Source organism: Oceanobacter sp. 1_MG-2023, from assembly GCF_030689025.1.
GTDB lineage: Bacteria > Pseudomonadota > Gammaproteobacteria > Pseudomonadales > Oceanobacteraceae > Oceanobacter.
Genome location: NZ_JAUYWA010000009.1, coordinates 17,732 through 30,117 on the forward strand (window position 1 = coordinate 17,732; position 12,386 = coordinate 30,117).

General features: G+C 54.6%; 11 protein-coding genes. 2 read left to right on the forward strand and 9 right to left on the reverse strand.

Going from position 1 to position 12,386, the window contains the following annotated elements:
- Nucleotides 1-23: 23 nt before the first annotated feature.
- The 5 genes from miaA to Q8W22_RS07845 form a co-directional block, all read right to left on the reverse strand.
- The gene (miaA, locus tag Q8W22_RS07825) at nucleotides 24-944 is read right to left on the reverse strand and encodes a tRNA (adenosine(37)-N6)-dimethylallyltransferase MiaA (protein WP_305452058.1); all 921 of its coding nucleotides are present in this window, start codon (nucleotides 942-944) and stop codon (nucleotides 24-26) included.
- 35 nt (nucleotides 945-979) lie between these two features.
- Nucleotides 980-2,908 carry a DNA mismatch repair endonuclease MutL gene (gene mutL / locus Q8W22_RS07830; protein ID WP_305452001.1) on the reverse strand — a complete coding sequence of 643 codons (1,929 nt, stop codon included), beginning with the start codon at nucleotides 2,906-2,908 and terminating at the stop codon, nucleotides 980-982.
- 6 nt (nucleotides 2,909-2,914) lie between these two features.
- A complete protein-coding gene (locus Q8W22_RS07835) occupies nucleotides 2,915-4,288 on the reverse strand; it encodes an N-acetylmuramoyl-L-alanine amidase (RefSeq protein WP_305452003.1) in 1,374 nt (457 codons plus the stop codon).
- Entirely contained in the window at nucleotides 4,285-4,794 is a 510-nt protein-coding gene (gene tsaE / locus Q8W22_RS07840) for a tRNA (adenosine(37)-N6)-threonylcarbamoyltransferase complex ATPase subunit type 1 TsaE (protein ID WP_305452004.1), read from the reverse strand. The genes Q8W22_RS07835 and tsaE overlap by 4 nt, the downstream gene beginning before the upstream one ends.
- A gap of 107 nt (nucleotides 4,795-4,901) precedes the next feature.
- Nucleotides 4,902-6,428 (reverse strand): NAD(P)H-hydrate dehydratase, encoded by a 1,527-nt coding sequence (locus Q8W22_RS07845; RefSeq protein WP_303433206.1) that lies wholly within the window; start codon nucleotides 6,426-6,428, stop codon nucleotides 4,902-4,904.
- A 186-nt stretch (nucleotides 6,429-6,614) separates the two neighbouring features.
- Between Q8W22_RS07845 and queG the strand changes: the two genes are divergently transcribed.
- Nucleotides 6,615-7,691 carry a tRNA epoxyqueuosine(34) reductase QueG gene (gene queG / locus Q8W22_RS07850; RefSeq protein WP_303433205.1) on the forward strand — a complete coding sequence of 359 codons (1,077 nt, stop codon included), beginning with the start codon at nucleotides 6,615-6,617 and terminating at the stop codon, nucleotides 7,689-7,691.
- A gap of 59 nt (nucleotides 7,692-7,750) precedes the next feature.
- Here the strand turns inward: queG and Q8W22_RS07855 are convergent, their stop codons facing one another.
- Nucleotides 7,751-8,899, reverse strand: a complete 1,149-nt coding sequence (locus Q8W22_RS07855; RefSeq protein WP_305452006.1) for an MFS transporter — start codon at nucleotides 8,897-8,899, stop codon at nucleotides 7,751-7,753.
- A gap of 168 nt (nucleotides 8,900-9,067) precedes the next feature.
- Between Q8W22_RS07855 and Q8W22_RS07860 the strand changes: the two genes are divergently transcribed.
- Nucleotides 9,068-9,979 (forward strand): LysR family transcriptional regulator, encoded by a 912-nt coding sequence (locus tag Q8W22_RS07860; protein ID WP_303433203.1) that lies wholly within the window; start codon nucleotides 9,068-9,070, stop codon nucleotides 9,977-9,979.
- A 139-nt stretch (nucleotides 9,980-10,118) separates the two neighbouring features.
- Here Q8W22_RS07860 and Q8W22_RS07865 read toward each other — a convergent pair whose 3' ends face one another.
- From Q8W22_RS07865 to Q8W22_RS07875, 3 genes are all read right to left on the reverse strand, one after another.
- Nucleotides 10,119-10,820 carry an ABC transporter permease gene (locus tag Q8W22_RS07865; RefSeq protein ID WP_303433202.1) on the reverse strand — a complete coding sequence of 234 codons (702 nt, stop codon included), beginning with the start codon at nucleotides 10,818-10,820 and terminating at the stop codon, nucleotides 10,119-10,121.
- A complete protein-coding gene (locus tag Q8W22_RS07870) occupies nucleotides 10,817-11,509 on the reverse strand; it encodes an ABC transporter permease (protein WP_305452008.1) in 693 nt (230 codons plus the stop codon). Before Q8W22_RS07870 ends, Q8W22_RS07865 begins: the two co-directional genes overlap by 4 nt.
- A gap of 73 nt (nucleotides 11,510-11,582) precedes the next feature.
- Entirely contained in the window at nucleotides 11,583-12,332 is a 750-nt protein-coding gene (locus Q8W22_RS07875) for an ABC transporter substrate-binding protein (protein WP_303433199.1), read from the reverse strand.
- Nucleotides 12,333-12,386: the final 54 nt, after the last annotated feature.

Genomic DNA, 12,386 nt, shown 5'->3' on the forward strand with positions numbered 1-12,386 from the left:
AATAAACCCAGTCCGCTGCTTTTTCAGGGCAACTCGCTAAATATGGCGCTCACCTCGAGTATTTTCAAGGCACTTGTCAACAGATCCGCTGAATCTGTCTCAAGCCAGTGCAAATCCGGCCAGCCACGCAGCCAGGTAATCTGCCGTTTGGCCAGCTGGCGCGTGGCAATAATGCCGCGTTCCGTCATGCTGTCATAGTCACACAGCCCTTCGAGATAGTCCCATACCTGGCGATACCCCACGGCCCGGACCGATGGCAACCCGGTATGCAAATCGCCGCGCTGGTACAGATGCCGCACCTCTTCCACAAAACCTTCGCGCAGCATTTGCTCAAAACGGTACGCAATACGCTGATGCAATTGCGCCCGGTCGTTGGGGCAAACCGCAAGGTTGACCACCCGATAGGGCAGCGGTTCCGTCTGTTGTTCCTGCCAGTATTGGGTCAGCGTTTTGCCGGATACCCGATACACTTCCAGCGCCCGCTGGATACGCTGCTGATCCATGGGCTGCAAACGCGCCGCGGATTCCGGGTCAACGTCAGCCAGTTGGGCATGCATCCACGGCCAGCCATGTGCCTGTGCTTCAGCCAACAGCTGGCTGCGCACCACATCATCCGCACGCGGCAGGTCGGCAGCCCCATCACGCAGGAACTTGAAGTACATCATGGTGCCGCCCACCAGCAACGGAATCCGTCCCTGGGCACTGATATCCGCCATTTCACGCAGCGCATCCTCGCGAAAACGGGCAGCAGAATAAGGCTCGGCCGGATCACACAGATTGATCAGCCGGTGCGGTGCCTGGGCCAGCATCGCCGCATCCGGTTTGGCGGTGCCGATGTCCATATCCCTGTACACCAGCGCCGAATCCACACTGATGATATCGCAGGGGTAACGCTTGACCAGCTCCAGCGCCAGGGCCGTCTTGCCAGACGCAGTCGGCCCCATCAGAAAAATGGCGGGTGGTAATCCCGAGTGTGTCACTAGCGTCCCCTCAGAAACAGTTTGTCGAGCTCGGCCATGCTGAGCTGGGTCCAGGTTGGACGGCCATGATTACACTGGCCACTGCGCTCCGTCGCTTCCATATCACGCAACAACGCGTTCATTTCGGCAATCGTCAGTTTACGGTTGGCCCGCACGGAACCATGGCAGGCCATTGTCGAGAGTATTTCGTTGCGGTGCGCCTGAATGCGGTCAGAGGTGCCGTGTTCCAACAAATCGCCCAACATATCCGTGACCAACTGTGGCACCACGGCCTGTTGCAGTAACACGGGGATTTGTCGGATCAGCAACGATTCCGGCCCCACTCGTGCCAGCTCCACTCCCAGGCGCCGGAACTCTTCCGCGTGCTGTTCGGCCATATCCGCTTCCCGTTCACTGACCGCCAGCGTTTCGGGCACCAGCAAGGGCTGACTGGCCACTTGCTGTTGATCGACCGATATTTTCAGCCGCTCATAGGTAATGCGTTCATGCGCGGCGTGCATATCAACCATCACCAGACCAACGCTGTTCTGCGCCAGAATATAAATGCCATGCAGCTGGGCAACAGCCAACCCCAATGGCGGCAGATCACCATCGTCGGCCGCAGGCATCGCCATGGGCTGAGCGCTTAATGGCAACGGCTTGCTCATGCTTTCATAGGCACTGAGCTGATTGGCAATCTGGTTGGTCGATGGTCGCGGATCAAGCGCGGAGGACGAGTTAGCCGACGGATACGGATTGGCAGCCGGTGCTTGCCATGGCAGTCGTTCCTGGCTGGTAAATTCGCCGCTGTCCTGCCCTGGTCTCGCCGTCGGCTGGCCATGCGGACGTGTCTCAGCCTCGCCCACGGGGGCCGTACCATCTGTGGATACCACGCCAGTTGATGCCCCCAGGCCAGCACCGTTGGTTGGTGGCAACTGGTCAGAGGGTCGTACATCCGCCAGCACCCGATGCAGGGTGCGGAACAGGAAGTCATGCACCAGACGACCATCCCGAAACCGCACTTCGTGCTTGGTGGGATGCACATTCACATCCACCAGCTTCGGGTCCAGTGTCAGGTACAGCACAAACGCCGGGTGACGACCATGAAACAATACATCGCGATAGGCCTGCTTGATGGCATGCACCACCAGCTTGTCTCGTACCGCCCGGCCGTTGACGTAAAAATATTGCATATCCGCCTGCGAGCGAGAGAACGTCGGCAACGCCACCCAACCCGACAATAACAATCCCGCCGCTTCGGTATCGACATGCAGGGCGTTATCAATAAACTGCGGCGACAGAATGGCCGCCACCCGGCGTTCCTGTTCGACACCTCGCTCAGCCGCACGCAACTGGTGAATCACCCGATTGTTATGGCGCAGGCAAAACGCCACGTCGTAACGGCTCAGGGCCAGTTTTTTCAGGTGATCTTCCAGGTGTGAGAATTCGGTCTTTTCAGTGCGTAGAAACTTGCGCCGCGCCGGCGTGTTAAAAAACAGATCCCGAACTTCCAGCGTGGTCCCTGGCGGGTGCGCCGCCGGTGCAACATGTGTCACCATATCCCGGCCTTCTGCAGTCACTTGCCAGGCCTCTGCCGCCTCCTGATAACGAGAGGTCAACGTCAGCCGCGACACCGAGCTGATCGAGGCCAGGGCTTCTCCGCGAAACCCCATGGTAATCACAGCTTCCAGGTCATCAAGCGTATTGATCTTGCTGGTCGCGTGGCGACTCAGGGCCAATGACAGATCGTCTTTTTCTATCCCGGCGCCATTGTCACGCACCCGTAACAACTTGACGCCCCCTTGCTCGGCATCCACATCGATACGGGTGGCACCGGCATCCAGGGCATTTTCAACCAGCTCTTTGACGATATTGGCGGGGCGTTCGACCACTTCCCCGGCAGCAATCTGGTTGGTGAGGCGCGGGGAAAGCAAATGGATATTGGGCATGACAGTTCAGAGACCAGGAATTTTGATGGTTTGGCCGATACGGATCTGATCGCTGTTCAGGCCATTAACGCGACGTAGCTCATTCAGGCCAACACCATGTTTAATAGCCAGGTCCGACAGGGTATCGCCGCTGCGAATCACATAAGAGTGGGCTCCGCTGCCCTGATTACGCTGCCGTTGCGCTTCCAGCAAGGTGCCACTCGGTGGATGTTCACTGAAATAGTCCTTGATGCCATTAAAAATAGCGGTCGCCATCTGGCGCTGATACTTGCGGGTGCCCAGTTTACGTTCTTCTTCCGGGTTGGAAATAAAGCCGGTTTCAACCAGCAGAGCCGGAATATCCGGTGCTTTCAGCACCACAAAAGCCGCTTCTTCTACCTGTCGTTTATGCAGATAGGAGATTTTTTTCATATAACCCAGAATATCGGCACCGATCCGCTTGCTGGAATTGCGCTGATAGGTCATCGACAGATCCAGCAGCGTCATTTTCAGGTGATCGTCTTTATCTTCCAGGGAAATCCCACCGACCAGGTCGGCGTTGTTTTCCTTGTCTGCCAACCAGCGGGCTGTCTCACTGGTCGCACCACGATCCGACAAGACATATACCGAACTGCCGTTGGCGCTGGCCTGCATAAAGGCATCGGCGTGAATCGATACCAGAAAATCCGAGTTGGCCGACCGGGCTTTTTCGGTACGTTCCCGCAAGCCAATATAATAATCACCGGTACGTACCAGAAAGGGGGTAAAACCGGCTTCTTTTTTCAACAGCGCCTGTAATTCCTTGGCGATCGCCAGTACCACATGTTTTTCCTGGGTACCTTTCGACCCGGAAGCCCCCGGATCTTCACCGCCGTGGCCGGCATCGATAGCCACAATAATATCCCGATGGCCAGCTGCGGAAGTCTCCGCCTGTTTGACCGGCTTCACTGGCGATAGTGACTGGGTGGTTTCTGGACGCTTCAGATCAACCACCAACCGGTGATTGGCGTACACATCGTTCGGCGGCAACGGGAAGCTGCTCGGTTTCAACGTCTCATCAAGGTCGAGCACAATACGCAGTACTTTTTTACTGGGGTGGCCGATACGAATACTGGCCACCGCCGTTCCTTCCAGGTCAATGTCAGCAGTATCCAATAGCATCTCGGCATCATTCAGATCGATCACGACGCGACTGGGGGAACTGAGAGGGAAAATCTTGTGTTCGGATGGCTCGGTCAAATCAAACACCAGCCGAGTGCTGTCCGGTGATTGCCAGACCCGGATATCCCGTACATCCGCCTGCACCAATACGCTGCCAGTCAGCGCCAACAGCCAGCAAGCACAACGACACAGGTGGCCAAGCACAGTCGCCCGGTTTGCCTTGAGGGTGATGCCCATCATCCTTCGGCATCCTCTTGCTCCAGCGCCGTTAACCAGGCTACCGCCCGCTCGGTCTGCCCCTGCAAACTCAGACGACGGGAGTCACCCAGGTCATCAAAGTGAATATCCAGATCCGCCATTGGTAACACGCCCCGACCCTTATCGGGCCACTCCACCAAACACAACACCTGACCAGCGAGATAATCACGGATGCCCATAAATTCCAGCTCTTCCGGATCACCCAGACGATAGAGGTCAAAGTGACAGACCTGGCAACTGGCCAGATCATAGTCTTCGACCAGTGTATAGGTCGGGCTTTTGACCGCTCCAGTATGGCCCAGCGCCTGAATCAGCCCTCGACAAAACGCCGTTTTACCAGCCCCCAGCGTCCCTTGCAAAAAGATCAGCCCGCCATCCGTCAACAGTGGCGCCAGACGCGCTGCCAGCTGTCGTGTGGCGGCCTCACCATGTAATTCACAAGTGAAAGTCTTTCGGGCAGAAGGGGGACAATCGGTCACGGCGATCATTAACTCGTTCGAGAGAAGTATTTCAGATATCGGAAAGCGGGCAAGTGTAGCAGCCCACCCGCCGATTCCCAATGTAAATGGCAACGAACCATCCGGGCATCAAACACTCAACTGTCGTTATTCAATGCACGCAGGTAAGGAAACAAATCACTGGCCAACAAACCACGACTCCCTCCTTCTTCTGCCGCCAGATCAGCAGCGGCACTGTGCAGACAAACGCCCAACCGGGCCGCCTGCCAGGCATCACACCCCTGGGCGATCAGGGCTGCAACCACCCCGGTCAATACATCTCCCATGCCACCAGTGGCCATACCCGGATTCCCATCGGTGCAGACGGCTACCCGGCCATCCGGATGCGCCACCAGAGTGCCACGCCCTTTCAGGACCACAACGGCCTGATATTTCTCCGCCAATGCTCTGGCTGCCGCAAAACGATTCTGCTGCACATGCAGGGTATCCATCCCCAGTAGGCGCGCCGCTTCTCCGGGATGCGGGGTCAGCACAACATTACGCTGGGAAAATTCGTGGAACCAGGCCGGTGTCGCGAGCAAGTTCAAGCCATCCGCATCCAGCACCAGCGGTTTTTCGCTTTTCAGTGCCTGTTGCAGCATCAACTCAGCCCAGCTGCCTTGCCCCATCCCCGGACCAACGGCCAGTACACTGGCACTGTCGAGCAAGCTTGCCAGTTCCAGACCAGAAACAACCCCGTGCACCATGACTTCCGGGCGACGTGCCAGCACTGCAACGCCATGCTCTGGACGCGTCGCACAGCTGACCAAACCCGCACCGGAACGACCAGCCGCCTCAGAAGCCATTATCACCGCACCGGCCATGCCCAGATTACCGCCGATAACCAGCACATGCCCAAACTGGCCCTTGTGTGTATTACCGGAACGTAACGGCAATAGCTGGCTCAATTGCCGCAAGCGGTGCCAGCTGATGCGTTCACAATCAGGAACCAGACGACCGCTGCTATCGCTTTCCGTCGACAGAGCCGCAAAAGCAATCTCACCACAGAGATCCGGGCCATCGGCCACCAATAAGCCGCGTTTGACACCAATAAAAGTGACCGTCATGGCGGCGTAGACCGCCACGCCCATAACGCCACCGGTATCGGCATCCAGGCCCGACGGAATATCCAGCGCCAGTACATCGGCCGGGTGCCCATTGACAGCCCAGATCACATCCGCATACAAACCGGCGACGGTAGTATTCAAACCGATACCCAACAGGGCATCCACAATCAGTTCACCGTCAAAATCCAGTTCCCCTTCAAATGCACGGGGAAGCACGCCAGCATCCAGCGCCATTTGCCGGGCTTCGGTACTGGCCTCCGACAACTGGTCGTGATCACCCAGCGTATACAAATGCACATCCATACCATGCAAGGCCGCCAGAGCCGCCAATACATAACCGTCACCGCCGTTATTACCGGCACCAGCGATGACACATACGGATTCTGTTGAGCCCCAACGTCCCAGCAAGCAGGCAAACGCTGCTTCTCCGGCACGGGCCATTAATTCAAAGGATCGAATACCTTCGGCTGCCATTACAGCCTGATCCAGTTTTCTTACCTGTTCGGCGCTATACAGCGCTCCGGGCAGGTGATCTACAATACTGTTTGGTCGTTTCATCCATGATTCCTGCAAATAGAACAACGCCATTGCTTCTGATCAGCATCAAGGCTACCTCGACAGCACACAACAATCATAAGGCGGCGATTAAACATAATGAGTGACTCCAAGATTAACACCGAGGACTATTTGTCGCTGTGATAAAATGACCGAATTATAACCAGTCTCTTGCCACTAAGCGAAATCATGTCTGACAATCCTCACGTTATACCATCTTCTACGCTTAATGCGCTGCGCCAACAGTTGACAGACTGGGGAAATGAACTGGGGTTCCAGCAAGTAGGAGTGACAGATATTGACCTGAGTGAACACAGTCACACACTGCAACAATGGCTCAGTCAGGGCTATCACGGTGAAATGCACTATATGGCCGACCATGACGACATGCGCTGGCGTCCCGACAAACTGATGCCCGGCACGGTGCGGGTAATCAGTGTCCGCATGGATTATCTGGCTCCGCAGGTCGACCTGATCCCACAGTTACAAAACCCCAACAACGCCTATATTTCCCGTTATGCGCTGGGCAGGGATTACCATAAGCTGATCCGCAAACGGTTAACCCAACTGGGAAAAAAACTGGCAGCAGAAGTCGACAACCTGGGGTTTCGGGCCTTTGTTGACAGCGCCCCGATTATGGAACGAGCGTTAGCCACCAAAGCCGGGCTGGGCTGGATTGGCAAAAACACCCTGTTAATCAATCGTAAAGCCGGATCGTATTTTTTTCTTGGCGAACTGTTGACCGACTTGCCCCTGCCCATCGATCCACCCTACCCGCAAGAGCATTGCGGCCGCTGTACGGCTTGTCTGGATATTTGCCCGACCCAGGCCTTTGTTGGCCCTCAGGTACTGGATGCCCGGCGCTGCATTTCCTATCTCACCATTGAACTGGACGGCCCGATTCCAGTAGAGCTGCGCCCAGGCATGGGCAATCGTATTTTTGGTTGTGACGACTGCCAGATTGGCTGCCCCTGGAATCGCTTCAGCAATAGCAGCAAGGAAACCGACTTCACCCCCCGCCACCAGCTCGACAAGGCCACCCTGCTGGAACTGTTCCAGTGGGATGAGGCAACCTTCCTGAAAAAAACCGAAGGCATGCCCATTCGTCGTACCGGCCATGAAAACTGGCTACGCAATATCGCGGTCGCTCTGGGAAACGCCCCTGCCAGCCTCGACGTGGTGGCGGCGCTGGAAAACAAACGCCCACAAGTCAGTGAGCTGGTGCAGCAACATATCGACTGGGCGCTGGCACAGCAGTCGCGATAACACAAACAAGTCATCAACCACTGGCACGGCGATTACAACAACCCTCAGACACGCAGCCGTCACGATGCTGTCGGCGCTGCCGGTGAACGTTGAGCAAACACCACCCAGACACAAATACCGTACAAGGCTGCCACCAACGCCGCGATCAGATAGAGGAAATGACCCGAAACAAACTCCACAAAAGAAGTCAGGAACTGGCCCAGAAATATAGCCATGGCAAAATACGATAAATTTTTACCGCGCTGGCCGGGGTCACTTCGTTCAACCGTCATATGATTCAGCAATGGAATCGAAAGCCCGAATCCCATCCCCGCCAGCAATCCACCCAAGACCAGAACCGACACGCTGGCTCCGACATAAAAAGCCAGATGCCCCAGCGCATAAAATACAAACGCCAGACTCAGTGTGCCCTTATCTTTCCAGCGCAGGTTTACCCTTGGCAAAAAGTGGGCAGTAATAACCGCAACAAACGATATAAATGCCAGCAACAGCCCAATGTGATCGGCGCTATAACCCGACTTTTCCATACTGAGCGGTAACACCACGATCACCGTAAAAAATATCATCATTGCCATACAGGCCGACAGATACACCCACAACAATGACCTGGAGCCTGACCCGCTGGATTCAGGGCTTTCCGCTAACGATATCGGCTGGGCAGACGTATCAGGCACAAACAAAAACAGCATCCCCAGAAACAGCCAGGCAACCAGATAGATAAAGAAGGGTAATTCCCAGGACTGAACCGCCAGCAAGCCACCAATAAACAGGAAAATCACACCTCCTGCCTCCACCGCCATGCCTTGCCGGGCAATCATTTTCAAGCGCTCATGCCCAACGTAAAACTGTGAAATCAGTGTCGTACTGCCAGCCATCACCACCGTGGTCATCGCCCCCAGTGCGATCCGGTTGCTGTATACCGCTATAGGCCCAGACAACCATTGCCCGGAAACGCCCAGTGCACCGTACAAAAACAAAGCAACAAAAGTACATGGATAAGCACCAAACCGATCAATCAAACGCCCGGCAAACGGCGCGAACAACACCGCTCCCAGCGCAGGCAATGTGATCAGGAAACCAGCGTGATCTGCGACCCCCAGAGACATCGAAATACTGGCCAACCCTGGCGCAACCACCGCCCCCACCATAATGGTCAGGCAGGAAATACACAGCAAGGTATAGCTGCCCAAAGAAGAAAGTCGGCTCATTAATCAGAAGCTCCTGCATGAATAAAAATTACCCGGCGTCATGACACAGACAGATTCAACGGCCAATATCTGCCTGAAATCCGCACCAGAACACACAGAGTAAGTCCCTGGCAGCTAGAACAGAAATGATTTAATATCATCACAGTCATACGGATTGAGTATCAATAAATGGAATTGAAGCCGTTAAAAAGTTTTATTGCCGTTGCGACATTAAAAAGTTTTTCCGCTGCGGCGCGGGAGCTACATACCGTGCAGCCAGCAATCAGTCGCCATATCGCAGCGCTGGAAAAAGAACTGGGCACCCTGTTGTTTATTCGCAACACACGCGATGTGCATATCACGGCGGCTGGCCGACAATTATTCACCGATGCAACGCGCATATTGCAACAAGCAGAAGAAGCCGTCCTGCGTACCCAAAAAGCCGCCAATGGTGAATTGGGCAGCCTGAAAGTAGGCTATTTACCTTCCGCCTGTTTGACCTTTATTCCGGATCTGGTGCAACGTTTTCATAGCCAGTACCCGGATGTTGAAATCAGTCTGTTTGAAATGACCGCATCCGAGCAATTACTCGCCTTTGAAACCAATCACATTGATATTGGTATCTCTCGGCCACTGCCGCAGGAGCTGCAAACCACTTTTACCAGCCAATTGCTCTATACCGATCAGTTAACCCTTGTACTGCCTTCGCAGCATGCGCTGGCACAGCGGCAGTCAATACGTCTGGATGACCTCAGGCAAGAGCACATTATTTTATTTCAAAGGGAAGAAGCCGTAGGTTTATTCGACAGCATTATCAATCTTTGCCAACGCCATCATTTTTCACCCCATATTTCTGCCCAGCCCAAACACATGCAGACAGTGTTAACCATGGTGGCCGCCGGGCTGGGGGTTGCTATCGCGCCCTTGTGCGTGTCGAAGCTGTTTACACAAGGCTGTCGATTTATGCCGATTGAAGATGACCACACCCAGGTACTGACGCAAATGCATTACCGCTCATCCCGACTGGCACCCACAGCCCAGGCCTTTGTGAACATTGCATCAGAATCCGTGCCGTGGATTCAAAACAGCGTTCAGGCATAGACGCCCTACAGACCTCGGATCGACGAGCAACAACCTACAACCAACATAGTGAGATAGTGAGATAGTGAGATAGTGAGATAGTGAGTACAGCACTCCCCCACTCTTGCTCCGTCAAGAAGTGCTGAAGCCAAGTGTCAGATCATGACGGGCGCTTGGCAAACTGATAACGGTTCAGTCGCCGCTCCAGCAAACGGAACACCAGAATCATGACGGCAGCAATGGCCAGGTACACCATGCCTGCCGCAAAAAACATTTCCAGTGGCGTGTAGGTTCTGGCAATAATCGTCCGTGCCATGCCAGTCAAATCCAGCAAGGTAATCGTCGAAGCCAGCGCCGAACTTTTCAGCATCAACAGCACTTCGTTGCTGTAACCCGGCAACACGATACCAGCAGCACGCGGCAGGATAATACGCCGGATCATGGTCAATTTACTCATCCCCAACGCCAGCGAGACTTCGATCTCACCTTTGGGAATCGCCTGAATCGCCGCCCGAATCAACTCGGCGGTATAAGCGGCCGTATTCATCGAGAAAGCAATAATCGCGCACCAGTACGGCTCACGCAGAACAGGCCACAAAAAGGACTCTTTCACAGCATCAAACTGTGACGCGCCGTAATAGATCAGAAAGATTTGCACCAGCAATGGTGTACCGCGAAAGAAAAAGATATAGGCATACGGAAACGCTCTCACCAGCGGATTAGCCGATGCTCGCGCCAGCGCCAACGGCACCGCCAGAGCCAATCCCAACAAGCCGGAAACAGCCACCAGCTCCAGAGTCAGCCAAGCCCCTCCCAATAACCGCGGTAGATATTCCCAAATAACCCCCCACTCCCAGCTCATGCGCGGGTTCCTCTTAATTCGGGTTTACTGCGACGTTCGAGATAACCGGTAATCAGTGTGGTGGCAACCGTGAGTAACAGATACAACAAGGCAGCAGCAAGATAAAAATCGAACGGTTGTTTGGTATTGGCAGCACCGACCGACGCTTGCCGCATCAGCTCATTCAAACCAACCACAGAGACCAGAGCCGTATCTTTCAGCAAGACCTGAAACAGATTGCCCAAACCAGGAATCGCCAGGCGCCACACTTGCGGCATGATGATACGAACAAAGGTTTTTAATGGCGTCATACCCATGGCCGCAGCGGATTCCCACTGGCCCTTGGGTAAATCCATCATCGCCATTCGGAACACTTCGGTGGAGTACGCACCAAAGGCAATCGCCAGCGCCGCCACTGCCGCCGCAAACTGGCCAACATCGATATATTCGTCGTAGCCAAACATGCTGGCAATCCACATCAATAGCTGTGAACCGCCAAAATACAGAGTCAACACCAGTAACAGCTCTGGAATACCCCGTACAACCGTGGTGTAGGTCGTTGCGATCGCACGGGCAACAGGAGAAGCAGACAGCCGGGCCGAGGCACCACACAAGCCGATGATCAGGCCAAAAAACAGACTGACCAAGGCCAGCTCAATGGTGACCCACAAGCCGCTCAACAGCAGCTGGCCGTACCCTTGTAAATCCATAACAGTTGCGACTCTCGTCCAGAAGCAGAAATAGCACCGGAGCACTCAGAGCGAGTGACTCCGGCAGGCAATATCAGTAAATATCAAACGGGAAATATTTGGCGTTGATCTCAGCGTATTTGCCATTGGCACGGATAGCCTTGATAGCAGCGCTGAATTTGTTCGCCAGCTTGTCGCCTTTACGAACAGCAATGGCAATATGGTCATCGATATCCAGGTCGTCGCCCTTGAATTCAAAGCCTTTGCCATCGTCGGTACGCAACCAGTCGTAGGCCGGGAACTTGTCCGACATGATGCCGTCCAGGCGGCCATTCGCCAGATCCAGATAAGCGTTGTCCTGGGTATCGTAAAGCTTCACATCAACGATATCGCCGAAGTTATCTTCCAGATACTGACCAGCAATAGTGGCACGCTGGGCACCAATCACCTTGCCTTTCAGACCGGCTTTGGTGACATCCAGGGTTTTGCCTTCAGGCCCAACAAAAGCCAGCATGTTGGCGTAGTATTTTTCGCTGAAATCCACGACCCGCAAACGCTCTTCAGTGATCGACATGGAAGCAATAATCGCATCGTACTTGCGAGCACGCAGCCCCGGAATAATACCGTCCCAGTCTTGCGCCACGATTTCACAATCGGCTTTCATTTCGGCACACAAGGCCTTGGCGATATCGACGTCAAAACCAATCAGGTTGCCCTGGTTATCCGTCATATTAAACGGTGCATAGGCACCTTCTGTTGCAATACGGACCTTGTCGCCCGCCAATGCCAGTGGAGCTGTCAGGCAGGATACCAACAAACAGGCTGTCGTGATTACCTTACGCATCGTTCTCTTTCCTCATGGTTGTGAATATCAGAGTTATGAATATCAATCAGGGAA